This window comes from Microbacterium cucumeris, assembly GCF_058349845.2.
Genome location: NZ_JBYRIZ020000006.1, coordinates 193,337 through 217,385 on the forward strand (window position 1 = coordinate 193,337; position 24,049 = coordinate 217,385).

A 24,049-nucleotide genomic window follows, 5' to 3' on the forward strand; every position below is an offset into this window, starting at 1 on the left:
CGGCAAGTTTACACCCGCCGGATGCGCAGTTCCCGAGCGCTCAGCCCATCGGCGCCAGCATAGGCACGTCGTAGCGACGCGGAGTGCCGAAGCGGTGCGCTGTGATCGACACCGCCTGCTCGCGCAGGAAGGTCAGCAGCTCGACCCGTCCCGCCGCGACGACCGGGTTGGCGTAGATCGCCAGGCTCGGCGCTCCGTCGACCGCCTGCGCTGTCGCCGTCGCGGAGGCGCCGATCAGGCGAACGCGCCCGTCGGTCGCCGCCAGCCGCCGCGCACGCGCGGCCCACGCCTCGTCGTCCTCGGTGACGAACGTCACATCGTGCGCGCCCAGCCAGGTCACCACGTCCGCGGGGAGCTCCCCGGCGGCACTCACCGTGAGCCGCGCACGGGCACGGCGCCCCGCAGCGGCCACGCGCAGCAGCTCGGCCGGCCGCGAGCCCTCGTACCGCACGGTCACCGGCACGGCCTGGTACCGCAGCAGGTTCTGCTCGGTGACGAGCCCGGTGGCATCGCGGACCACACCGAACTCGCTCTCCCAGGCGTCGATGTCGGTGGCCAGCGCTCCGCGCAGCCACTCGGCATCCTCTCCCTCGACCAGAGACACGGCGGAGGACCCGAGGTCGTCGAGCGCGGTCGTGGAGGCCACCGGGGCATCCGCCCACTCCGAGAGGCCGACGAGGTAGTTCGGGCCTCCCGCCTTGGACCCGGCTCCCACGGCGGCCTTCTTCCAGCCGCCGAACGGCTGGCGCTGCACGATCGCTCCCGTGGTTCCGCGGTTGACGTAGGCGTTCCCGGCCTGGACCGAGGCGAGCCAGTGCTGGATCTCGTCCTCGTCGAGCGCGTGGATGCCGCTGGTGAGCCCGTAATCGATGTCGTTCACGATGTCGATCGCCTCGTCCAGCGTCTCCGCCGTCATGATGCCCAGTACGGGCCCGAAGTACTCCACGCGGTGGAACTCGCTGCCGCGCGCGACGCCGTCGCGGATGCCGGGACGCCATAGCCGTCCGGCGTCGTCGAGCTTCTCCGGTTCGAGCAGCCAGGACTCACCGGGGTGCAGCGTCGTCAGGGCGTCCAGGAGCTTGCCGTCGGCCGGTCCGATCAGCGGGCCGATGCGGTTGGTCCCGTCGGCCGGGGAGCCGACGTCGTAGGAGCGCACGGCGTCCACCAGCTGGCGCCGGAAGCGCTCGGAGCGGGCGGCGGATCCGACGAGCACCACCAGGGATGCCGCCGAGCACTTCTGTCCGGCGTGACCGAAAGCCGAGTAGGCCACGTCCTTGGCCGCGAGATCGAGGTCGGCCGACGGCGTGACGATGATCGCGTTCTTGCCGCTGGTCTCGGCCAGCAGCGGCAGGTCGGGACGGAAGCCGCGGAACAGCTCGGCGGTCTCGTAGCCGCCGGTGAGGATGACGCGTCCGACGGCGGGATCGCTGATCAGCTGCGTGCCGAGTTCGCGCCCGTCCAGTTGGACGTACTGCAGAACGTCGCGCGGGACGCCGGCCTCCCACAGCGCCTCGACCATGACGGCGCCCGAGCGGCGCGCCTGACGGGCGGGCTTGATGATGACCGGTGAGCCGGTCGCCAGCGCCGACAGGGTGGATCCGGCCGGGATCGCCACCGGGAAGTTCCACGGCGGCGTGACGACGGTCAGCCCGACCGGCCGCATCTCGGCGCCGTCGACGTCGGCGAGCCTCTTCGCCGACTCGGCGTAGTAGTGGGCGAAGTCGATCGCCTCGGAGACCTCCGGGTCGCCCTGCTCGATGACCTTGCCGGCCTCGGAGCCCATGACCTCGAGGAGGTCGGCGCGACGCGCCTCGAGGACGTCCCCCGCGCGGTGGAGGACGGCGGCGCGCCCCTCGGCGCCGAGCGCGCGCCAGGCCTCTCCAGCCGCGACGGCCGACGCGATCCGCTCGGAGACCTGCTCGCTCGTGGAGAGCGTGTTGTCGGCGACGGTCGCGTCTCCGAGCGTCGAATCGGACATGCGCGACCGGATGCCGTCGGCCCACTCCCGGTTGGCCGCCAGCGAGGGGTCGGTGTCCGGGGTGTTGTCGAAGCCCGCCGTCGATGCCGGCTCGGCGGGCAGCTGCCTGTTCTGCGTGCGATTCGGTGCGGGGATCCCCGTCGGGATGCTGCGCACGGACGCGAGGAACCGCTCCTTCTCGCGGTCGAACAAGGCCGGATCCTCGTCCAGGTCGAACACGGCGGACATGAAGTTCTCCTGCGATGCGCCCTCTTCGAGTCTGCGGATCAGATACGCGATCGCCACGTCGAACTCGTCGGGGTGCACGACCGGCGTGTAGAGCAGGAGGGAGCCGACCGTGCGCTTGACGACCTGCGCCTGGGCGGCGGCCATGCCGAGCAGCATCTCGAACTCGATCCCCTCGGTCACTCCGCGACGCTTCGCGAGCAGCCAGGCGAGGGCGATGTCGAACAGGTTGTGCCCGGCCACGCCGATCCGCACGCTGCCGATGTGCTCGGGGCGCAGCGCGTACTCGAGCACCGCCTTGTAGGAGGCGTCCGATTCCTGCTTGCTCGACCACGTCGCCAGCGGCCAGCCGTGGGTCTCGGCATCCACGGTCTCCATCGGCAGGTTCGCGCCCTTGACGACGCGGACCTTGATCGGCGCACCGCCGTCGGCCGTGCGGGCGGCGGCCCAGCCCTGCAGGCGCGTCATCGCGGCCAGGGCGTCGGGCAGGTACGCCTGGAGCACGATGCCGGCTTCGAGCCCACGGAACTCCGGACGGTCCAGGATGCCGGTGAACACGGCGATCGTCAGGTCGAGGTCCTTGTACTCCTCCATGTCGAGGTTGATGAACGTGCCGCTGCGCGCCGCGAGCTCGTACAGCGGGCGCAGGGCCTCTGTCGCGTGCGCGACCGCCTCGTCGAACGCCCACGGGCTGTGCGGCGCGACCGTCGAGGACACCTTGATGGAGACGTAGTCGACGTCGTCGCGCTCGATCAGCCGGCGCGTGCCCTCGAGACGTCGCGACGCCTCGTCGCGGCCGAGGATCGCTTCTCCCAGCAGGTTGACGTTGAGTTTCACGCCCTGGGTCTCGCGGATGTGCGCGATGGCGGTACCGAGCTTCTCATCCCGCGCGTCCACGATGAGGTGTCGGACCATCTGGCGCAGCACGACGCGGGCGGCGGGCACGACGATGCCGGGGAGCATCGTGGAGGTCGCGCCGCCGAGACCGATCGCCGCACGCATCGGGGCGGGGAGGAACCGCGGGGTGAGCGGGACGAGCTCGGCGAGTCTGCGCGCCGCGACCCGGGTGTCCTCGGGGCGGACCACGCCGTCGACGAACCCGACCGTGAAGTCCAGGCCGTGCGGATCGCGCAGCACGCCGGCGAGGCGCTGCCCCGCGGCATCCACCGGGATCTCACGGCTCTCGACGAGCCACTGGCGGACGAGCGCGACGGCGTCGTCGGCGAGGTCGGCGAGGTCGGTCGCGGCGGGGCTGGTCTGGGCGGACGGGGTCATCGGGCATCCTCACTCGAGAGCGCGAGGGATCGCGCGTGCTGCTCCCAGTGTGCGCCGACGCATTGATCATGAAAAGCGCAGGTTTACGATAGATATCGTTCGGGTTTTGCGATGATCGGATGAGCGGCCTGCGGAGGGGCGATGTTCGAGTTGAGGCGGCTGCGTTTGCTGCACGAGTTCGCCCTGCGGGGGACGATCGCCGAGGTGGCCGCGGCGCTGTCGTACAGCCCGTCCACCGTGTCGCAGCAGCTCGCGCAGCTGGAACGCGAGGCCGGTGTCGCGTTGCTCGAGCCGGACGGCCGGCGGGTCCGGCTGACGGCGCAGGGACGGCTGCTCGCGGCGCACGCCGCGCGTGCTCTGGAACTGGACGAGGCGGCGCGTGCCGAACTGTCGAGCTCCGCGGACTCTTCCGCCGTCGTGCGCATCGCGGTCATGCCGACCGCCGCGGAGGCCCTCGTGCCGCCTGCGCTGACGATCCTGTCGGAGCGGATGCCCCGACTGCGCGTCGAGATGCGCGAGATGGCCCCCGAGGTCGGGCTGTTCGAACTGCAGGCACGGGGCTTCGACCTCGTGGTCGCCGAGCAGTATCCGGGATACACGCGTCCGGTGAGCGAGGGGATCGAGCGCACGCTGCTCGGGCGCGACCCCGTCCGCGTCGCGTTGCCGCGCGGCGATCGCGCGCGCGGGCTCGCCGACCTGCGCGATCGCGCCTGGGTGCTGGAGCCCGAGGGTGCGGCCGTCAGGCAGTGGGCCGTGCAGCAGTGCCGTGCGGCGGGGTTCGAGCCGGACGTGCGATACGAGGCGACCGATCTCGTCGCGCACGCGCGACTGGTGGCTGCCGGGCACGCGGTCGCGCTGCTGCCGGATCTGATCTGGACCGGCGACCATGCCAGCGTCCGACTGCTGGACCTGCCCGGTTCTCCCGTGCGGGAGATCTTCGCCGCGACGCGGGCGTCGTCGCGCGACAGCGCGCGGGTGGGCGCTGTGCGGGATGCGCTGGCGGAGGCGCTCGCGGCGCACGCCCCGCACTGAGGGCGGCGCCAGGCGGAGGCGGGTCACGCAGCATTGTTTCGCCGCGTGTCGCGGCGGCTTCTCGTCCACGCGGAGGCGACCTACTCTTGCGGGAACGCCTCGACCGACAGGAGATCATCGTGTCCACCCCGCAGCCCGCCTTCTCGCCCCTTCAGGTGCGTGAGCGTGCGGCGTGCATGTGCGACCACGGTGACGTCTGCTCCTCGTTCGCGCCCGGACACGCGCTGCACCTCATCCAGGCCCGTCTCGCCTCCGCGACCCCGGCCGAGTGGATCGACGGGATCGTCGAGTCCGCGGATGCCGTGACCGGTGCCCTCGTCGTGCGAGACCTCGAGGGAGCGGCGCACGCGCTGTGGAACGGGTCGGGGGCCGCGCTCGAGGCCGGCGTCGGCACGCCGGTGGCCCTGCACAGCCGCTACCACGTGCTCGCGGTCGGCCGCGTGCAGTTCAACGTCGCGACGGTGTGATCCCGTCGGGGCTCAGGCCGCCGACATCATCATGTTCTTCATCGCCACGCACGCATCCATGCAGGCCTGGCACGACTGAGCGCACATCCGGCAGACCTCGCTGTGCTCGGCGTGCTCCATGCAGGCGTCCATGCACATCTGGCACATGGCGATGCACGCGTCGAGCATGGCCATCATGGTCGCCGGCGCCATGCCCTGCATCCGCATCATCGAGCGCATCATCGTGTTGCACATGTCGGCGCAGTTCATGCAGGCCGGGGAGCAGTCCATCATCTGCGTCGAACAGACCGTACAGGCCTGCTCGCAGGCGGAGCACGCGTCCATGCAGGCCTGCATGACGGACATGTCCATCATCTCCATGCCGGGCATCGACATCATGTCCTTCGACATGGCGCCCATCATCATCGAGTCCATCTCATACCTCGCTCGTCGTCGCGGCTCTCGCCGGTGAGAAGCGGGCAGGAGACCCGCCTGACGCCAGAGTAACCCTCGGCGCTCCGCGCGTCGATGGGGAATCCGGTTCGGGATCGCACGCGGCGGCTCATGATTGCAAGCCATGCAGGCTCATGATCACCATCCATGTCGACCCACGATCCCCGCCGCGGCTCTCCGGCCACGGACACCCGAACGCGCGGCGTGGGACATCTCGTAACAGACCCCGCCGCGCAATCGGACGCGCCGTCGGGACCTCTCGTGACAGACCCGCCGCGGGGGCGCTCCCCCACCCGAACGCGCCGGGCCGGATCCCCACCGCGGCGGGCTCGCCGGTCACCCGGAACGCACCGCCTCAGACGGCGAGGTCGTATCGGGCCCGCCCGCCCAGGCGCGGGGTGCGATCGGAGTCGACGTGCGGAGGCGGGATGAACCACACCTTCGCCTGCACTCCGGCCCCGTCGACGCGGATCTCCCAGCCGTTGTCGTGGATCCGATGGTGACACGACTCGCACAGCAGCACGCCGTTGGCGAGATCGGTCGGACCCGCGTCGCGGTTCCACCAGCGCAGGTGGTGCGCTTTCGTCATCGACGGCGGCAATCCGCACATGGCGCAGCCGCCGTCGCGCTCGGCGAGCGCCAGTCGCTGCGCGAGGGTGAAGAGCCTCTTCTCACGCCCCCAGTCCAGGATCTCGCCGTCGCCACCGCACACCCAGGGGATGATTCCGCCCCCGGCCGCCAGCCGCCGCGCCTCGGCGACGCTGATCGGCTGATCGATGCCGTCGATCGTCGCGGATCCGACGCCGGACTCCAGCTGCGCGAGGTCGATCCTGACCACGACGCGCGCCCCGTTCAACGGCACATCGCGCTGCGCGCAGCCGAGCACATGCTCGGCGAAGGCGACCAGCGCATCCGCGCGCAGCTGCGACACAGTCCGGCGGTCCTCGGCCGGCGCTTCGGCGGTCCCCGCGCCATCCGACGCCGCCGCGAACTGCGCCGAGACGAATACGTCGAGCGCGGTCTTCACCTGCGCACCGCGCGACGCGCTGAGCACAGCGGTGAGGTGCAGAGCACCGTCCCGCTCGAACATCGTGACGGACTCCTGCGCCCGGACGTCACCCTCACGCGGCTCGACGCCGTCGGGATCCAGCCAGGCCTCCACGCGGGCGACGAGCTTCGCCACCTGATCGAGGCTCAACCCCGGCGCCTGTTCGGCGAGCAGGCGCTCGCCCTCCAGCATCCGCTCCAGCCCCGCGGCCATGGCTACGCGATCCAGCATCGCGACGATCCTCGCCGCAGCCTGAGCCCCGAGCCGACCGCTGCGGACGGCTTCCGCGACATGCGGATGACGGGCAGGAGCCGCGCCGCCACCGAACGTCGACCGCGGCACCGTCGCCTCGCCGACCTTCACCAGCCGCGAGGCGTCACCGGTGGATCCGCCCGTACCCGCCGCGACCAGCAGGGCCGCGTTCCGGAACCCGTGCTGCCGGGCCAACGACTCGGCTCCGAGCTCCGTGCGCGACTCCTCGGCGATGCGCGCGGCGATCTCGGAGTGCGCCGCATCCGTCAGCCGGTGCACGACCCCCAACGCGTCGCTGACCGCCACCAGCGCGGACCCGGTCAGCGAGGACGCGTCCGCCGCATCGCCCCACACCGTGCGCGCGGCGTCGACTGCCGCAACGAGGGCTTCGAGGGGATGATTCATACGAATCAGCATACTCCGATCATCCGCTTGTGTCGATACTTTGTTCTATTTTCCCCTCTCGAGCGCTCCCCTCATGCGAACTCGCGCACCATCGGCCGGGAACCGCCGGCTCGGGCGTAGTCTCGGCCTGTGACCTCGGCCTCCCTCTCCACGACCCAGCGCCTGGTTATCGCCATCGCCGTGCTCGCCTCATTCGTGACGTTCCTCGACGGCACGGTGGCGACGGTGGCGCTGCCCGCGATCAGCGAAGAGCTCGGCGGAGGACTGACGACGCAGCAGTGGGTCGTCGACGCGTACCTCATCACCTTGAGCGCCCTGATCCTGCTGGCCGGCTCGGTCTCCGACGCCTACGGTCGCGTGTTCGTGATGCGCATCGGCCTCATCGGCTTCGGCATCGCGTCCGTCGTCGTGGGCATCGCCTTCGACCCCGTCATGCTCATCATCGCGCGCGCGGCCCAGGGGGCCGCCGGAGCCCTGCTCGTGCCGAGCTCGCTGGCACTCATCACCGCGACCATGCGCGGCGAGATCCAGGCCCGAGGCATCGGAGTGTGGACGGCGTTCACCACCTCGGCGCAGCTGGTCGGACCCCTGCTGGGCGGTCTTTTCGTCGACTACCTGTCCTGGCGGTTCGTCTTCCTCATCAACGTACTGCCGATCGCGGTGACCCTCGTGCTCCTGGCCCGACTGCAGCTGCCGGAGCACCCCAAGGGCGCGAGGGTCGACTGGCTCGGCGGCATCCTGTGCGCGGCCGGCCTCGGCGGAATCGTGTTCGCCCTGATCGAGCAGCCGAACCTCGGATGGTCCGCTCCCGGCATCTGGATCCCGGCCGTCCTCGGCATCCTGCTGTTCGGGCTGTTCCTCGGACGCCAGAGCACGGAGAACTCGATGATGCCGCTGTCGCTGTTCCGCATCCGCAACTTCGGCTGGGGCAACCTCGCGACGCTCTTCGTCTATGCGGCCTTGTCGCTGAACGGGTTCGTGATCGGCGTGTATCTGCAGCAGGGCGCCGGGCTGGGTGCGACCGCTGCCGGCCTGGCGAGCCTGCCGATGACGATCCTCATGATCCTGATCAGCTCGCGCGCCGGAGCATGGGCGGGGCGGCTCGGTGCGCGGCTGTTCATGACGCTGGGCCCGCTGATCATGGCGCTCGGCGCCCTGCTCCTCCTGACGGTCTCCGCGGATTTCGACTACTGGTGGCAGGTGCTCCCCGCCATGATCGTGATGGGCCTCGGGCTCTCGCTCACCGTCGCACCACTGACGACCGCCATCCTCGGCGCGATCGACGAGCGCCGCAGCGGGATCGCGTCGGCCATCAACAACGCCGTCTCGCGCGTCGCGGGACTGCTCGTCGTCGCGATGCTCTCGACGATCGTCGGAGGCGCGCTCGACCTGGACGGATTCCACAGCGCAGCCTGGGTGACAGCCGCGCTGTTCGCGGTCGGCGGCGTGGTCTCGTGGATCGGGATCCGCCGTCCGGCTCCGGAGGCGGATCCCGAGACTCCCCGTCCTATCTGACACATGTCGGATAGACTGTCCTCATGGACGCACGGGCGCGACGTTCGCGGGAAAGCCTTCGCAGGGCCGTCCTGACTCTCGCCTCCCTGGTGCCGATCACCGAGGTGAGCGTGTCCGCCATCTGCCGCGAGGCGGGCGTCACGCGCGACACGTTCTACCGTCACGCCGACAGCCCGGCCGACCTGCTCGCGGACGCACTCGCGGCCGAGATCGCCGAGGTGATGCAGGTGCTGCCCGAGACCGACGCGATCGGCGACGGCGAGCGCGCGCTCATCGGCCACGTGCACCGGCGTGCCGCCGTCTACCGCGGCGCCATGCGCCCGTCGCTCGCCGCCCCCGTCCGCAGCACTCTGGAGAGCTCGATCCGCTCGGGACTGGAGCTGTGGACCCGGCTGCACCCCGGCATCCTGCCTGCGGCCTTCGTCGACGACGACGCGGCTCTGCGACTTGCGATCGCCTACGCGGCCGCCGGCACCGTCGGTGCGATCGAGGAATGGCTGCGCCAGGAGGACGACGACATCGACCGCGCCGTCGAGCTGATCCTCGCGGCGTCATCCGAATGGTGGCTGGCGAACCCGGCCACTCGAGAAAGGAGAGAACGATGAAGGCTGCGGTGTTCCACGCCCAGGAGGACCTGCGGGTCGAGGAGGTCGAGGAGCCGTCCCCCGGCCCAGGACAGGTGAAGCTGCGCAACGCGTTCGCCGGCATCTGCGGGTCCGACCTGCACGTGTACTACTCGCCGGAGGCGGCGGGGCTCGATTTCGACCACCCGCATCCCGTGACCGGCTCGACGCTCCCGCAGATCCTCGGGCACGAGTTCTCCGGCACCGTCGTGGAGCTCGGCGAGGGGGTGACTGATGTGAAGGTCGGCGACCGCGTCGCCGTCTGGCCGATCTACTACTGCGGCGAGTGCCCGGCGTGCCGCAAGGGCATGTTCAACGCGTGCCAGAAGATCGGCTTCCATGGGCTGAGCTCGCACGGCGGCGGCATGGCCGCCTTCACCACGGTGGATGCCGCGAAGCTGCACGTCCTGCCCGACAACGTCGACCTGCGCATGGGCGCCCTCGTCGAGCCGATGTCCGTCGCGTGGCACGCGGTCTCGCGCGCGAACCTCGAGGCCGGACAGACCGCGCTCATCGCCGGAGCCGGCCCGATCGGCATCGGCGTCTGGTTCGCGCTCAAGGCCCGCGGGATCGATAAGGTGCTCGTGTCGGAGCCCTCGGCCGACCGTCGCGCCATCATCTCGGCGCTCGGCGCGACCGTCGTCGACCCGGTGAATGAGGACCTCGCGGCCGCGGTCACCGACCTCACCGGCGGCACGGGCGTGGACGCTGCGTTCGACGCGGCCGGCGCGGGACCCGCGATCACCTCGGCTCTCGCGAACCTGACGCCCGGTGGCCGGGTCGTCGTCGTCGCGATCCACGAGCGCCCGATGGAGTTCCTGCCCACCCAGTTGGTCATGGCCGAGACCGAGATCGCCGGAGCGCTCGCCTATCTGCCCGAGGACTTCGACGCGGTCATCGCGGCGATGGCCGCCGGCGTCTATGACACGACGGGGTGGGTCCAGGAGGTCCCGCTCGACGGCGTCGTCGACGCGATCCACGCGCTGCGCGGAGGCGCGGGCGCGAAGATCCTCGTCCAGGCCGACTGAACGCCACCCGCCGGTCGGGCCTCAGAGCTCGACCGGCGGAGCCTCCGGCTCCGTGTCGGCGACCTCCGGGTGCCGCGCGAGGTTCACGATGGCGGCCACAAGCCCGCCCCAGACCGTGACCATCGCGATGATCATCATGATGACGGCCGCCGCGGTCATGCGCCCGCTCCCTTCTGCGCCGCCGGCAGATGCACGGCGCCGGTCTCGGCATCCGGCTCGTACCGCTCCTCGACGAGGAACTCGTCGTACTCCGGATCGTCCTTGGCGTGCGAGCGCCTGCTCCACGGCACCAGCGAGAGCAGGATCGCGAGCACGACCAGTGCGACGACCATCCCCCAGCCGAAGACCCCGAGGAACCAGATCGGATACCCGCTGTACGGCTCGGCGATATTCTCGATCAAACCGGTCACGAACAGGTATCCGAGCACGAGCGGTGCGAGCACCGCGACGAGCAGTCGCCAGAGGATCCCGACGCGGAAGCTCGAGCGCCGGTTGAGATGCTCCTGCAGTTGGGGCAGCCGGTGCAGGAGCCACGCCACCACGATCACGGCGACCAGTGCGACCGCCATGATCCCGAAGGCGTTGACGAAGGCATCCGTGGTGTCCAGCACCGTCAGCGCCGTGGTCGTGGAGAACAGCGCCATCGAGATGAGCGCGAGCGGGATCGTCACCGTGAGCGTGGTGCGCACGCGTCCCCAGCCCAGCTTGTCCTGCAGTGCCGCCACGATCACCTCCAGGATCGAGATCATCGAGGTGACGCCGGCGAAGACGAGGGCGCCGAAGAACAGCACGCCGATGATCGAGCCGCCGGTGGCCTGCGAGACGATCGTCGGGAAGGCGACGAACGCGAGCCCGATCCCGGAGGAGGCGACGCCCGCGACCTCCGCGCCCTGCGCCTGCGCCATGAACCCGAGTGCCGCGAACACGCCGATGCCGGCGAGGATCTCGAAGCCGGAATTGGCGAAGCCGACCACGAGGCCGGATCCGGTGAGATCGGTGCGGCGCTTGAGGTACGACGAATAGGTCACCATGATGCCGAAGGCGACCGACAGCGAGAAGAAGATGTGGCCGTACGCGGACGCCCAGACCGCCGGGTCGGCGAGCGCCTGCCAGTTCGGCGTGAAGAAGGCGTTCAGCCCGTCCATGGCCCCCGGCAGGAACAGCGACTGCACGACGAGGATCGCGAACATGACGGTCAGCAGCGGCATGAGCACGGTGTTGGCGAGGCCGATGCCGCGCTTGACGCCGAGCGCCATGATCACGACGACGCACACCCACACCACGGCGAGCGGGATGCCGACCTGCGGCACGAAGGTCGTCGACAGGCCCACGTCGGCCACGTTCTCCGACTGCAGGAAGTCGACGCCGAAGAAGGCCTCCTCGTTGCCGGGTCCCCAGCTCAGCTGCGCCGAGAACCAGGTGTACATCGCGGCCCACGCGATGATGACGGCGTAGTACGCGGCGATGACCACGCAGATGAGCACCTGCCACCACCCGAGCGGCTCGGCGGCGCGATGCATCCGCCGGAACGCGAGCGGCGCGGATCCGCGGAAGCGGTGCCCGATGGCGTAGTCGAAGAAGAGCAGCGGGATGCCGGCGGTCAGCAGTGCGCACAGGTACGGGATGAGGAAGGCACCGCCGCCGCCCTCGTACGCGACGTACGGGAAGCGCCAGATGTTGCCCAGGCCCACGGCGGATCCGATCGCCGAGAGGATGAACACGTTGCGCGAGCCGAACGCCTCGCGCTTCGGCCGTCGGGAGGGCATCGTTGCGGCGTCCATGGTCCCGACCCTAGCCGACGAGGTGCGCGGCGTCAGCCGGGCTCGCGTCACGACAGCAGAGTCGTGATCTCCTCGACCGCGGGCGAGCTGCGGTGCTCCGGGACGGCCAGGCCGCGCGCGGCGAGCCAGGCGTCGTCGTAGAGCTTGTCGAGGTAGCCCCGTCCGTGATCCGGCAGCAGGACCACCACCACGTCGTCCTCGGTGAGGTCCTCGGCGACCCGGAGGGCCGCGACGACGGCCATGCCGCTGGAACCTCCGACGAACAGTCCCTCCTCGGCGGCCAGGCGACGGGTCATGGCGAAGGACTCGGCGTCCGAGATCCGCTCGTACCCGTCGACCACCGACGCATCGAACGTGTCGGGGAGGAAGTCCTCGCCGACCCCCTCGACGAGGTAGCCGTGGATCGGCCCGCCGGAATAGATCGATCCCTCCGGATCGGCGCCGATGACCTGCACGCGCCCGGCGCTCTGCTGCTTGAGGAAGCGCCCCGTCCCGCTGATCGTGCCGCCCGTGCCGATGCCCGCGACGAAGTGGGTGACCCTGCCGTCGGTGTCGGCCCAGATCTCGGGTCCGGTGGTCTCGAAGTGCCCCTGCGGCCCGTTCTGGTTCGCGAACTGGTTCGGGTTGAAGGCGCCCGGGATCTCGGCCGCCAACCGCGCGGCCACGCTGTAGTAGGAGCGCGGGTCGCTCGGCTCGACGTTCGTGGGCGTCACGACGACCTCGGCGCCGTAGGCGCGCAGCGTCGCCACCTTCGCGCCCTCGAACTTGTCCGGCACCACGAACACCATGCGGTACCCGCGCTGCAGGGCGATCAGTGCGAGTCCGACACCGGTGTTCCCGCTCGTCGCCTCCACGATCGTGCCACCCGGTTTGAGGTGTCCGTCGCGTTCGGCGGCGTTGATGATGGATGCCGCGATGCGATCCTTCGCCGACCCGCCGGGGTTGAAGTACTCGACCTTGGCGAGGACGGTGGCGCGGATGCCGGCGGTGACGGCGTTGAGCTTGACGAGCGGGGTGTAGCCGACGAGTTCGGCGATGTGGTTGGCGTAACGCACGGGAGGGTCCTGACAGGAGAGCGCCGACGGCGCGGATGATCTGGGGTCGATGAAGCGGAGCGGAGGCTCAGCGACAACAACGACAGGTCAGGGACACGTCAGAAGAGTAACCCAGTCCGGGCAGGACGGTCAATCGAAGGACGCCGGCCTGGGCAGGACGACGGTCCGGCGGACCTGCTGCAGAAGATCGATCCCGTCGACCGCGGCGATCCCGTCGGTGCGCAGTGCGCTGTCGAGCAGGATGCCGTCCGGGTCGTCCACCGCCTCCTTCGTCGCCACCGGCTCGACGCGCACCTGCAGTCCGTCGCGCCCGACCGCGGCGAAGCGCCCGACCTTGACGCGCCATGACGGCCCGCTGCGGAAGTCGTCCGCTTCGAGGAGACCGGTGCTCGCGTCGAAGATGCGGCACAGGTCCCCGCTGTACGCGATGTCGGCCCACAGGTCGGCGAGGGGCACGGCGTCCTCATCGGCGCGCAGGACGGCCCGGCTCGGCGACAGGGCCTCCACCTGCACGGCGGAGCGGCCGGCCGGCGCGGGGAGCTCGACGCCGACGACCTCGTCCTCTCGGGCGGACACCACGCGCACCGACGCCTGTGCGGCGTCCGGCTCGCCCAGTGCGCGCAGTCGCCAGACGGTGATCGCGTCCTCGTCGAGCGTGAAGTGATCGGCCGAGGTGACGAGCCTCCGCTGCGCACCGGCTCCCGCGACCTGGGCGTGCTCCGCCTCCGACCACGTGAGCGTGACGATTCTCACCTCGCCGTGCTCCCCCGCCACGGTGAAGGATCCGCCGGCCGGAGCCATCACGGACACGCCGTCGGGTTCCGCGCGCACCTCGGCATCCGGCGATGCTGTCACCTGATCGGGCGTCGCACCGCCGATGGCGTACTCGGTCGCGTCCTGCGAGGCCGCGAACACGACCACCGGACGCTCTTCGGTCCCGAGCCGGGCGAGCGGCTGCGTCGTCGATGAGATCAGGGTGAGGCCCGCTCCGAGATCCAGCCCGAAAGGCAGCACCAGGTTCCCGCCGGTCCGCACGTCCAGGCGCACGTGACGGGGCACCTCGATCTCGTCGTGTCTGCGGCGAACCCGCACCCGCACGTCCGTGCGCGGCGACAGCGGGGTGTTGTTGCCGAAGTTGCTGAGGAAGAGGAAACCGCGATCCCCGGCCCCGCGGACGACGGTGCGCAGGCGGTCCTCGTCCGGGATGCGGACCGGATCCGCGGGGTCCACGACCGGCAGGAGAGCGAGATCGCGACCGAACTCGCGGATGAGGTGGTTCACCGGGGTCAGCGCGTAGTACGCCTCGCGCCGCTCGCCGAACTCGCTCACCGGCGCCCAGAAGTCGTAGGAGCGCAGCGTGAAGGACGGCTCCTTCGGCGTCCAGCCGAAGCCGTCCCCTCGCACCGGATTGGTGCCGCCATGGAAGAGGTAGTAGCCGAGATGGATCGATTCCGTCGACCCTATCGGCGTCATCGCGGTCGTCACGGTCATGTCGGCCGGCGTGCGCGAGCGGTACGCGGCGCGATGCGGTGAGCCGGTGCCGAGCTCGCAGAACGCCACGGGGTACCGCCCGCGGTAGGGATACGCCCCCGGAGCGAACGTCGTCATCCGGAAGTTCGGTCCCGGCCGATGGTGGAGATCCATGTAACCGCCGTAGGTCGGCAGGAACTCCCCTTCGGGGACCTCGCCGGCCGTGCCCCATCCCGTCATCGAGAAGAAGACAGGGGTGATGCCCTCCTCCCGCGCGATCGCCCGCAGCGCCGACATGTGCGCCGTGAACTCCTCGCCCACGGGGCCCCGATGCTCGGATGCCGTGTACCCGAACAGCGTGCCCCAGTCGTTCGGCGCGTGCGACAGCTCGTTCTCCAGCTGGACGATCTCGATCGGACCGCCGTCTGCGAAGTACATCCCGCGCAGCTGCTCGGAGACCGCTCGGAAGTAGCGGCGAACGAGCCGCAGATAGCCCGGGTCGTTCGAGCGCTCCACCACGGGCATGCCGAACAGCCAGGGCGGCAGCCCGCCGACGAGGTACTCGGAGTTGTTGAACGGCCCGATCCGCGGCAGGAAGGCCAGTCCGTACCGGGCGCAGATCTCGGCGAACCGGCGGATGTCGTTCGCGCCGGTGAAGTCGAACCGGCCGGGCTCGGGCTCGATGAGGCTCCAGAACACGTAGGAGCTCACGGTCGTGCATCCGGCGTCGCGGACGGCGCGCACCGCGTCGTCCCATTCCGCGACCGGGTAGCGCTGCGGCAGCAGCTCGGCCGACACGACCGGATGCGGCGCACCGTCGATCGTGAGATGCCAGCGGTTCGCGTCGAGGACGCGCCCGTCGGGGGCGACGACCCCGCTGCGCACGCCGCCGCCCTCGCGGGACAGCTCGTCGACGCGCACGTCGAACGCGATCAGGGTGTCGGAGGCGGCAGACGCCATGGCGATCTCTCTCGTTCGCAATCAGGAGGGCAGGTCGGACAGGCGGATCTCGGTGCGCACCTCGGCCGCGTCGGACGGCGCGAGGGTCAGGTCGAGGTGATGCACCGCGCGGACGAGGCCGCGCTCGGTGCCGAAGACGCCGACGTCGGCGGTGACGGATGCCGGGAAGCACAGCACCGCCCGCGTGCGCTCGCCGACGATCTCGGCGCGTCCGGCATCGGTCACCGCGATCGGAAGCGGACTCACGAAACGGAGCACGACGCTGATCGGACGATCCGCCGAGAAGGCGTCCTCGATCAGGAGCACGCGGTCCGCGTACGTCCAGCGGCGGCTCAGAGCGCGAAGGCCGAGAACGGCGTACGCCGCCGCGTACTCGATGGCGAATCGCGCGCGCCCCGGCCCGTGCTCGATCTGCGCGACGTGCGCTGCGGCATCCCTCGCCCAGCCGCGCTGGGTCGTCGCATCGATGAGCGGGACACTGTGGCCCTGCGAGCCGGTCGCGGGGTTCTCGTAACGCCGCTCGGAGAAGTAGTCGCGGTCGTAGACGCCGACGCCCGGATCGGCGAGGAGGACCTCGCCGTGGGCGGCCAGGATGAAGCTGCCGACGTCGTTGTGGTTGTGCAGTTCGTCGTTGTGCCCGCCGCGCGCCGCGAACGCGGAGCCGTGGCCGTCGCGCACGATCAGCCACTGCGCGTGCGGCAGGAAGTCCGAGCCGGGCGGTTCGGCGAACTCCGCTTCCGCGCCCGATGCCTCTGCGGCATCCGTCGAGGAGGGCGCGTTCCACAGCAGACCGCGCGATGCCGGCACCCACCGGCCGAAGCGCTGGTCGCCCTGGACAACGACGTCCGGCGCGGGCGGCACGGCGACGCCGGGCACACGCAGGGAGATGCGCGACAGCAGCGCTCGATCGAGGCGTGCCGTCGGACGCGTGTCGGCGAAGGACGCGACGACGTCGCCCGTGAGACGGACCCGCTGCGGGAACCGCGCGATGAGCCCGATCCGGTCGCCGTGCTCCGTCCACAGGTCGATCCCACCGCCGGTGTGCTCGCGCAGCGCCTCCGCGGCGGCCGCGAAGTAGCTGAACCCGTAATGCCAGTAGTCGACGCCCTCGGAGCACACGCCGTCCTCGTCGAACCCGCTGAGATAGCACTCGAACGCGGCGAGCGCGCGCGGGATGACGGCCGCGAGCTCTTCGGCGCCGAGGATCCGGATCCCGGCGAGCAGGATGCCTCCGGCGCACACGCTCGCCCAGTTCGTCGGCGCCGTCTCCCACCAGTGCTCCCGCGCGGCGAACGGCGTCAGCACCCGGCGACGGATCTCCGCATGGGCCCTCTGCACGACGAGGGCAGGGAGCCGCGGCCCCAGCAGCGTCGTGATCTCGGCGAGCGCCGCCGCCGTCTCGGCAGCTCCCAGGTCGACCTGCTCGGCATGGGCGACCGGCGGGTCCGTGCTCAACAGGTCCTCGATGTGGGCGGGGAAGGCCCAGCTGTACTCGTCACAGATCGACCAGATGGCATCGGCGAGCGCATCCGTGCTGCGGGCCGGCTCGACCAGCGCCGCGAGCGCGAGGTCCGTCAGCTCCTGCCGCCGTCGGCGGTACCGCGACTGGAACGCGGTCCGCTCCCCGGTCAGCCCGTATGCCGCGTAGGCGGCGTACGACAAGGGTCCGGCGGGATCCTGCTCCGCCTCGTCGGCGCGTTCGAGGACCTCGGACACCATGCCCGCCGTGGCAGGGACGCTCCTCGCCGCCTGCCACGGCGTCACCTCGACCGCTGAGGCCTGGCCGGTCATGGTCATCTCGCGTCCGACCCTTCGTCGAGGTAGATCCAGCCGATCGCGCCGTGCCAGGAGCTGTCCTGCGGTCCGATCCGATAGTTCCAGCGATACAGCGGCTGCACCATGATCTGATCGATCGTGCCCTTCCAGCCCGGGATCGAGGACATGTCGATCTCGTAGTCGACATAGTCCGCACCGGGCACGAGCGGAATCGTCACGCCTCGACGGCCGTCCTCGTTCATCGGGATGTCGCCTGTCCCCGGGGTGTCGAACTCGGGGTTCTCCGTGGTACTGAACAGGAGGTAGGCCGCCTGCCGGTTGTCGGGGTTCGACATCCGGATGTGGATGGTGTCCAGCTCCGAGGCGTCCACGTCCAGACCGGCCGGGGAGAGCAGCGCCGGCTCGTAGCCGGTCGTGGCGGAGACGACGCCCCCTGCTACCGTGATCGGCGCGTACCCGGCATCCGCGGGTCGCTGCGCGACCTCCTCGGCCGAAGCCGTGCGGAAACGCAGACTGCGACCCCGCCACCCTTCCGACTTCCAGGTCCCGCCGGCGTCGATGCTGTACGACTCGGTGCCTGCGGGGTACAGGCCCTGGTCGTTGTAGCCGACGCCGTAGCTTCCGGAGTTCGGCACCGTGTACGGGCTGGAGATGTCGATCGCGTACAGCGCGTCCGGGTCGAGTCCGGTGAGTCCGGGGTGGATGCTGACGAAACCGCCCGACGCCGTCACCTGGTCCGGGGCGACGGATCCGGTGAACAGTTTCTCGCCGTCGGGATCGGTGACGGTGACGAACAGCTCTCCCTGCGGGTCTCCGGACTTGTAGGCCCAGAGGTCGACCCGAGCGAGAGTGCCCGATTCGACCTGGAACGTCTGCCGGCGCTGAGTCGTCCAGCGGATGTCGGCGACCTTGCTGAACGCGCCCGCCGAGTTGTCCACGTCGACGACCGCGTCGTCAGCAGGGATGCCGGGGCCGGGGCGCGACAGGTCGGGGTTGATGGTCCACCCCTCCGGGGCGTCGAAGTCCCAGCGCGGCCCGGTCTGCTCGATGAGCTCGATCGATCCGACGGTCAGCTGCCCCGTCCCGCTTCCGAGATCGAAGCGGAACTGGTCGATCGCCGCCATGCCCTCGGTGTCGATCGGGATCACGACGTCCGCGCGTCCCGCCGCGAGGCCGCGTTCCTCGTGGGGATTGATGTGGAACCGCACCGACCGTTCGGCGCCGAACTCCTCACCCGGTGCTCGATAGAACAGCGTTCCCGTGCGGACGCCGCTCGTGTTCTGCAGGCTCACGCGCACGGCGTCCGCCGGGGCGAGCCCGAGACCGTCCGGTGAGGTCAGCGACATCTTCCCGGAGCCGAACGGCGTCGTGAGGGTCCCGGCGGTCACGGTCTGGCCGTTGGTCGCGGTCCAGCCCTGCGCGTCGCCGGCCGTCGTGAAGCGCCACGTTCCCGGCTCGTCCTCGTTCGGACCGCTCACGTAGCTCACCGCCGGCGTCCAGCTGACGGCCTGTTCACCGGCGAGCGCCTCGAAGCGGACCACCTGTCCGGCGGTCACTGCGACGTCGTCGAGCGACAGGACCTCGCCGAGCGCATCCACCTCGGCCTCCGCAATGACGTCGCCGTCCACGGTGACGCGCACGGCGGATGTTCCGGAGATGGCCATCGGATATCCGCGCAGAGCCACGACGCCGTCGCGCGGTGCGGTCCAGGCCGCCGCCACGTCCGCATTGCGCCCCGGCTCGAGCGTGAACGCCGTCGCGGAAGCAGTCGATCCGTTCGACGCCGCGGCCCCCACGGGGAGGTGCTTCCAACTGCCACCGGGGCGGTGCTGGCGGCTCCAGGCGCTGCCGTCCGCTCCGAGGTCCGCGGCCGCATGGCTCACCCACTCCTCGTCCTCGAGCTGCAGGTTGTTCTCCAGTTCCAGACCCTTCGTGGTCCCGCCCAGATGAGCCGCCACGAAACCGTAGGGCTCGAAGGCGAGGTTGTCGGCGATGTACGACTCGGGCGCCGGACCGCTTCCGACCTGGGCGATCGAGCCGCCGCCGATGTACGGGATGTAGTTCTGATACCCGTTGCGCAGGAACGTGTTGGCGCGGATCTGATTGTCGGTCGAGTAATCGTTCGCCCCGTGGATCGCGAGGTACTCGATGCCCCCGCCGAAGTTGTCGGCGAAGTAGTTCCCGGCGATCATCACGTTGTGCGTTCGCGCCTCGTGGTCGATCGCGACCATGTCGGGGTTCTGCGTGTTCGGGGTGTTGATGAAGACATTGTTGGCGACGACCACGTCGCGGACGCTGCCGAGATACAGCGCCGCCGTGCCGGTCTTGGTCCGGCATCCGGCGGAGCCGTCGAACACGGAGTCGCGGATCACCACGTCGGATGCCGCCGAGATCGCCAGGCTGTCCGGGCAGCCGGCGTCGATCTGCGTCTGGACCTCGTCCGGCGGCGGATTGTTGTTGTCGTCGTCCTTCTGGCGCAGGCCCTCGACGAGCACGTTGCGGAAGATGCGGTTCGCCGTCTCCTCCAGGCTCCCTGCCCCGGTGGGGTTGGCGAGCTTGCCCTGGCTGGCGAACACGATGCCGTGGGCGTTGTGCGAGGTCTGCACGTCCCGGACTGTGATCCCGTCGATCGCCGTGTCGGCGAGCTCGTGATCGGCCGTGTTGCGCACGAAGATCCCGACCGTCCTGCTGTCGCGCACGTCGATGCGCTCGATCGTCGCGTCGGTGTGCCCCAGGCTCGTGTAGTCGAACCGGATCCCGTAGTGGAACACGCCGCGGCCGTGGGACTCGTCGATGCCGCCGATGTCGAGGTCGCTCACGACCGTGTGATCCGCGTTGCGGATGATCACCGCGGCGTTCGTGCCGTTGGCGACGAAACGGGGGGCATCACCCGTGCCGTACGCGCCGATCTCGGCGCGGTGGGATGCCGACCCGTGCGGTGCGTCCACGACGAGCTGCTCGGCGAAGCTCGCTCCGCGGGCGAGCAGGAGCCGGTCGCCCTCGCCCAGGGTGATCTCGGCCACCGGGCCGAACCCGCACCATGGCGCGTCGACATCGGTGCCCGGCCCGGCATCCGAGCAGGCGGGGCTGCGGTTGTCCACGTAGTAGGTCGTTCCGACGTCGGCCCTGGCGGGAGCGGCGGTCAGCGTCGCCGCCGCGACGAGGAGCGTCACGGCTGCGGCGCCGCTGCGGAAGGTCTTCGTGCGCATCTCTGAGGTCCTCTTCATCGAGTTTTCGAAGCGTGGGTTTCACGGGGCGGGCGCGAACGCCCGCCCCGTCTCGCAGCGTCGCCTACTTGGTCCAGTCCTCCGTCCAGTCGGACTTGGCGACCTGCTCGTTCGCCCACGTGGTCCACTCGTTCTGCAGGATCGCGAGCTGCTCGTCGAGCGTCTTGGAGCCGAGCAGGTAGCCCTCCAGGATGTTCTTGCCCTTGCTCGCGTCCGACCGCATGCTGAGGTTCATGCGCTTCTGCGCCCACTCGCCATCCATGAGACGCTCGAGTCCCGGAGCGGGCTGGGCGTCGACGGTCGCGGGGAGCCCGCCGGTGCCGTCGAGCCAGGGCTGGCCGCCCTCCGTGCTCGTGACGAACTGGAGGAACTTCACCGCCGCGTCGAGCTGGTCGCCCTCGGTCGTGGCCGGGATCATGTAACTCGTGCCGCCGGCCGCCGCGCCGAATTTCGCTGGTGCACCGCTCGACAGCGGCGTGGTCTCCTCGGTGATCGTGGGGAAGGCGAAGCTCGACCACTCCCAGTCCGCGTCCGCGAGCGTTCCCGTCGCGAAGTTGGTGCCCCAGGCCATGGCGGCCTGCCCCGAGATGAACTCGTCCGCTCCGACGAACGTCGCCGTGGAGGGGATGCCCGACCAGTTCGGCGTCGCGCACTCGTCGTACACCTTCTTGGTGAGCTCGACGGCCTCGGCGACCTCGGGCGTCGTCTCGGCGTTCACCTCTCCGGTGAGCACGGCCCTGGCGAAGCTCTTCCAGCTGACCACTTCGGCCGTGCCCTCGCTGCCGTCGGCGGCGTAGACGTTCCACTCGTCGACGTACTTGTCGAACAGCATCGCGGAGATCGTCTCGTTGATCCATCCGGCGCCGAGCGAGCCGTTGTCCATCGCCATGGGCGTGTAGCCGGCGTCGGAGATCTTCTCGCAGGCGCCGATGAGGTCCTCGAAGGTCTCGATCTCTCCGTCGACACCCGCCTCGTCGAAGATCTCCTTGTTGTAGAAGATGCCGGCGATCACGAGGTTGAAGGGCACGAACTCGAAGTCGCCCACGTTGTTGGCCTGGGCCTCGCCGAAGTAGTCGTCGTCGAAGATGTCCAGCCAGCGCTCGTTGCCCTCGATGTACGGGTTCGGCTGCTCCAGGTACTCGTTGAGCGGTGTGATCTGCTCGTTCTCGTGCGGGACCTGGGCGAAGATCAGCTCCGGCGCGGTCCCGGCTGCGAGCTGCGTGGACAGGGTGTCGCCGAAGCCCGTCAGCGGCAGCACCGTCGTCTCGACGTTGATGCCGGGCTCGGCCTTCTCGAATCGCTCGATCAGGTCCTCCCAGGCCGGACCGAAGGAATCGGACTGGGTGTTCCACTGGTTGGGCCCCGCGAGCGTGATCGTCACGGTGTCGCCGTCCTCGGCGGGGGCGCTGCACCCGGCTGCCACGAGTGCCACGGCGGTGAGGCCGGCGGCTCCCGCCCAGGTGCGAGTACGGATCTTCATCGAACGTCTCCAATCAATTCGGGTGTGAAGTGCAGGGTTGGTGCGGGCGGTGGGTCAGTGCGCCCCGGCGACGCCGCCCTGGACGCCGGCGAGGAAGTACTTCGAGAAGAAGACGAACAGCAGCAGCAGCGGCAGGCTCGCGATGAGATACCCCGCGAACAGCGGTCCGTACGCGGTGCCGGTCTGCCCCTGGAAGAAGAGCAGCCCGACCGAGACCGTGCGCAGGCTGTTGTCGGTGATGGTCAGCAGCGGCCAGAAGAAGTCGTTCCAGACGCCCTGCACCGTGACCAGCGCGACCGTGCCGATGACCGGCAGCGACAGCGGCATCATGATCGACAGGAACACGCGCACGTGCGAGGCGCCGTCGATCTGCGCGGCGTCGAAGATCGTCTGCGGGATGCCGGCGATGAAGGTCCGCATCAGGATCGTCCCGAGCACGGCGCCGCCGGCGATGTGCGGGATGATCAGCACGCCGAAGGTGTTGAGCATGTCGAAGTCGCGCATCATCACGAACAGCGGGATCAGGCTCGCGATCGACGGCACCATCATCAGCGCCGCGACGAGCGCGAACAGCGCGTTGCGCCCGGGGAACCGGAATCGGGCGAAGACGAACGCGGCAACCAGGGAGACGGCGACCAGTCCGATGACGGATGCCGCGGCGACGATCAGCGACGCGACGAGGTACGGCTGGACCTGCTGCCACGCCGTGGCGTAGTTCTCCCAGTGCAGCGGCGTGGCCGGAGCCCAGAAGCTCTCGTAGTACTGCTCGTTGTCCTTGAAGGACGTGATGACCATGAACAGATACGGCGCCAGGCTGATGGCGACGAGGATGATCAGGCCGACGTGGACGCCGACCTGAGGGCGGGGACGTCGCATCTTCTGGCCGGTGGGCGCCGTGTCGGCGTCCGGTGCGGTCGGGGGTGCGGAGATCGCGGTGGTCACAGGATTCCCTTCTCAGGCTTCGGCTCGAGCGCCGCGGCGACGGGAGAACACGATGAAGCAGCTGAGCACCAGCGTGATCGCGAACAGGGTGGTGGACAGTGCCGCCGCGTACCCCCAGTCCTGGCCCTGGTAGGCGACGTTGAGGATGCGCAGGATGGGCACGACGGTGGCGTTGTCCGGCCCGCCGCCGGTGACGACGTAGGCCGTGAACCCGTACTGCAGGGTTCCGACGATCGCCAGGAAGAACAGGATCTTGATCTGCCCGGCCATCAGCGGCAGATCGATCCGCCAGACCCGTGCGAGGCGCCCGACGCCGTCCAGAGCGGCCGCCTCGAGCACCTCCTTCGGGATGTTCTGCAGCGTGGAGTAGAAGATGAGGAACGGCAGGCCCGCGATGAACGGGAAGCCCACGAACAGCAGCGAGAGCATCGCGATGTCCGGGTCTCCCACCCAGTTCTGCGCCAGCGCGCCGAGCCCGAGCGCCTCGAGCGTCTTGTTGAACACGCCGTTGTTGGGGTGGTAGAAGAACTGCCACACGAGGGCCGTGACGATTCCCGGGAACGCCATCGGGACGATCAGCAGCGTGCGGTACACGAAGGGCGCGCGCCGCCCGCGCAGCGACACCAGCAGCTCCGCGGCGAACAGCGGGATGATCCAGGTCAGCACGCCGAAGACGAAGATGATCCCGAGGTTGCGGAACGAATCCCACCAGATGGTGTCGCCCATCATCTTCACGTAGTTGTCCCAGCCGATCATGATCGACTCGGCGGCGGGCTTCCAGTCGAAGAACGAGTGGTAGATCCCGCTGATCGCCGGGTAGTACTGGAACACGCCGAGGATCACGAACATCGGAATGAGCGCGAGGTACGCGCCCACCGGGATGCGCCGGCGGCGCGGCCGGCCGGCGGGGCGCTCGGTCGGACCGGCGCCCGACGGCTGATCAGGCGTCTGCGCGTCCACGGGCGCGTCGACCATCGCGGGCATCCATCCTCCTCGTTGACGATGCACGGTTCCGAATGAACCGGTCGCATGATGTTCGATCACAACGGATCGTACGGTCAACAAGAAGATCTGATTC

At 69.9% G+C, this 24,049-nt stretch carries 17 protein-coding genes; 5 read left to right on the forward strand and 12 right to left on the reverse strand.

All coding sequences use genetic code 11. From position 1 onward, the window contains the following. Positions 1-40: 40 nt before the first annotated feature. On the reverse strand, positions 41-3,478 hold the full coding sequence (locus AC3RXZ_RS16145; RefSeq protein ID WP_491494692.1) for a bifunctional proline dehydrogenase/L-glutamate gamma-semialdehyde dehydrogenase: 3,438 nt from the start codon (positions 3,476-3,478) through the stop codon (positions 41-43). Positions 3,479-3,619: 141 nt separating this feature from the next. On the opposite strand from AC3RXZ_RS16145, the gene AC3RXZ_RS16150 reads away from it, so the two are divergent. Both AC3RXZ_RS16150 and AC3RXZ_RS16155 read left to right on the forward strand, forming a co-directional pair. Then, a complete protein-coding gene (locus AC3RXZ_RS16150) occupies positions 3,620-4,510 on the forward strand; it encodes a LysR family transcriptional regulator (protein ID WP_243229665.1) in 891 nt (296 codons plus the stop codon). 119 nt (positions 4,511-4,629) lie between these two features. Then, positions 4,630-4,977 (forward strand): DUF1380 domain-containing protein, encoded by a 348-nt coding sequence (locus AC3RXZ_RS16155; protein ID WP_243229664.1) that lies wholly within the window; start codon positions 4,630-4,632, stop codon positions 4,975-4,977. Positions 4,978-4,989: 12 nt separating this feature from the next. Here AC3RXZ_RS16155 and AC3RXZ_RS16160 read toward each other — a convergent pair whose 3' ends face one another. Beyond that, on the reverse strand, positions 4,990-5,367 hold the full coding sequence (locus AC3RXZ_RS16160) for a four-helix bundle copper-binding protein (protein WP_243229663.1): 378 nt from the start codon (positions 5,365-5,367) through the stop codon (positions 4,990-4,992). A 397-nt stretch (positions 5,368-5,764) separates the two neighbouring features. Beyond that, the gene (locus AC3RXZ_RS16165) at positions 5,765-7,114 is read right to left on the reverse strand and encodes an HNH endonuclease signature motif containing protein (RefSeq protein WP_491494693.1); all 1,350 of its coding nucleotides are present in this window, start codon (positions 7,112-7,114) and stop codon (positions 5,765-5,767) included. Between the two features lie 129 nt (positions 7,115-7,243). On the opposite strand from AC3RXZ_RS16165, the gene AC3RXZ_RS16170 reads away from it, so the two are divergent. Genes AC3RXZ_RS16170 through AC3RXZ_RS16180 form a run of 3 tightly spaced genes read left to right on the forward strand, consistent with a single transcriptional unit; the run spans position 7,244 to position 10,280 of the window. Continuing rightward, entirely contained in the window at positions 7,244-8,629 is a 1,386-nt protein-coding gene (locus tag AC3RXZ_RS16170) for an MFS transporter (protein ID WP_243229661.1), read from the forward strand. 23 nt (positions 8,630-8,652) lie between these two features. Beyond that, entirely contained in the window at positions 8,653-9,234 is a 582-nt protein-coding gene (locus AC3RXZ_RS16175) for a TetR family transcriptional regulator (RefSeq protein ID WP_243229660.1), read from the forward strand. Continuing rightward, on the forward strand, positions 9,231-10,280 hold the full coding sequence (locus AC3RXZ_RS16180) for a 2,3-butanediol dehydrogenase (RefSeq protein WP_243229659.1): 1,050 nt from the start codon (positions 9,231-9,233) through the stop codon (positions 10,278-10,280). The genes AC3RXZ_RS16175 and AC3RXZ_RS16180 overlap by 4 nt, the downstream gene beginning before the upstream one ends. A 21-nt stretch (positions 10,281-10,301) precedes the next feature. On the opposite strand, the gene AC3RXZ_RS16185 is transcribed toward AC3RXZ_RS16180, so the two are convergent. The 9 genes from AC3RXZ_RS16185 to AC3RXZ_RS16225 form a co-directional block, all read right to left on the reverse strand. Then, entirely contained in the window at positions 10,302-10,439 is a 138-nt protein-coding gene (locus AC3RXZ_RS16185) for a methionine/alanine import family NSS transporter small subunit (RefSeq protein ID WP_243229658.1), read from the reverse strand. Next, positions 10,436-12,061, reverse strand: a complete 1,626-nt coding sequence (locus AC3RXZ_RS16190) for a sodium-dependent transporter (RefSeq protein WP_491494694.1) — start codon at positions 12,059-12,061, stop codon at positions 10,436-10,438. The genes AC3RXZ_RS16185 and AC3RXZ_RS16190 overlap by 4 nt, the downstream gene beginning before the upstream one ends. 47 nt (positions 12,062-12,108) lie before the next feature. Then, the gene (locus tag AC3RXZ_RS16195) at positions 12,109-13,116 is read right to left on the reverse strand and encodes a PLP-dependent cysteine synthase family protein (RefSeq protein WP_491494695.1); all 1,008 of its coding nucleotides are present in this window, start codon (positions 13,114-13,116) and stop codon (positions 12,109-12,111) included. A gap of 129 nt (positions 13,117-13,245) precedes the next feature. After that, positions 13,246-15,546, reverse strand: coding sequence for a beta-galactosidase (locus AC3RXZ_RS16200; protein ID WP_491494696.1), 2,301 nt, complete (start codon positions 15,544-15,546; stop codon positions 13,246-13,248). A 21-nt stretch (positions 15,547-15,567) separates the two neighbouring features. Continuing rightward, positions 15,568-17,343, reverse strand: a complete 1,776-nt coding sequence (locus tag AC3RXZ_RS16205) for a heparinase II/III domain-containing protein (RefSeq protein ID WP_491494697.1) — start codon at positions 17,341-17,343, stop codon at positions 15,568-15,570. Next, positions 17,340-20,531 (reverse strand): right-handed parallel beta-helix repeat-containing protein, encoded by a 3,192-nt coding sequence (locus AC3RXZ_RS16210; RefSeq protein ID WP_491494698.1) that lies wholly within the window; start codon positions 20,529-20,531, stop codon positions 17,340-17,342. Before AC3RXZ_RS16210 ends, AC3RXZ_RS16205 begins: the two co-directional genes overlap by 4 nt. Before the next feature lie 82 nt (positions 20,532-20,613). Then, positions 20,614-22,029 (reverse strand): ABC transporter substrate-binding protein, encoded by a 1,416-nt coding sequence (locus AC3RXZ_RS16215; RefSeq protein WP_491494699.1) that lies wholly within the window; start codon positions 22,027-22,029, stop codon positions 20,614-20,616. A 54-nt stretch (positions 22,030-22,083) separates the two neighbouring features. Next, complete coding sequence (locus tag AC3RXZ_RS16220) at positions 22,084-22,971, reverse strand: carbohydrate ABC transporter permease (RefSeq protein WP_491494700.1); 888 nt, start codon at positions 22,969-22,971, stop codon at positions 22,084-22,086. A gap of 12 nt (positions 22,972-22,983) precedes the next feature. Next, positions 22,984-23,955: a carbohydrate ABC transporter permease gene (locus AC3RXZ_RS16225; RefSeq protein WP_491494701.1), complete on the reverse strand. Its 972-nt coding sequence runs from the start codon at positions 23,953-23,955 to the stop codon at positions 22,984-22,986. Positions 23,956-24,049 lie beyond the last annotated feature (94 nt).

Excerpts from the sequence above, each read along its gene's own strand:
- AC3RXZ_RS16145 (WP_491494692.1), bottom strand. The coding sequence starts at position 3,478 with ATGACCCCGTCCGCCCAGACCAGCCCCGCCGCGACCGACCTCGCCGAC.
- AC3RXZ_RS16150 (WP_243229665.1), top strand. The coding sequence starts at position 3,620 with ATGTTCGAGTTGAGGCGGCTGCGTTTGCTGCACGAGTTCGCCCTGCGG.
- AC3RXZ_RS16160 (WP_243229663.1), bottom strand. The coding sequence starts at position 5,367 with ATGTCGAAGGACATGATGTCGATGCCCGGCATGGAGATGATGGACATG.
- AC3RXZ_RS16165 (WP_491494693.1), bottom strand. The coding sequence starts at position 7,114 with ATGAATCATCCCCTCGAAGCCCTCGTTGCGGCAGTCGACGCCGCGCGC.
- AC3RXZ_RS16175 (WP_243229660.1), top strand. The coding sequence starts at position 8,653 with ATGGACGCACGGGCGCGACGTTCGCGGGAAAGCCTTCGCAGGGCCGTC.
- AC3RXZ_RS16180 (WP_243229659.1), top strand. The coding sequence starts at position 9,231 with ATGAAGGCTGCGGTGTTCCACGCCCAGGAGGACCTGCGGGTCGAGGAG.
- AC3RXZ_RS16185 (WP_243229658.1), bottom strand. The coding sequence starts at position 10,439 with ATGACCGCGGCGGCCGTCATCATGATGATCATCGCGATGGTCACGGTC.
- AC3RXZ_RS16190 (WP_491494694.1), bottom strand. The coding sequence starts at position 12,061 with ATGGACGCCGCAACGATGCCCTCCCGACGGCCGAAGCGCGAGGCGTTC.
- AC3RXZ_RS16200 (WP_491494696.1), bottom strand. The coding sequence starts at position 15,546 with ATGGCGTCTGCCGCCTCCGACACCCTGATCGCGTTCGACGTGCGCGTC.
- AC3RXZ_RS16205 (WP_491494697.1), bottom strand. The coding sequence starts at position 17,343 with ATGACCATGACCGGCCAGGCCTCAGCGGTCGAGGTGACGCCGTGGCAG.
- AC3RXZ_RS16210 (WP_491494698.1), bottom strand. The coding sequence starts at position 20,531 with ATGCGCACGAAGACCTTCCGCAGCGGCGCCGCAGCCGTGACGCTCCTC.
- AC3RXZ_RS16215 (WP_491494699.1), bottom strand. The coding sequence starts at position 22,029 with ATGAAGATCCGTACTCGCACCTGGGCGGGAGCCGCCGGCCTCACCGCC.
- AC3RXZ_RS16225 (WP_491494701.1), bottom strand. The coding sequence starts at position 23,955 with ATGCCCGCGATGGTCGACGCGCCCGTGGACGCGCAGACGCCTGATCAG.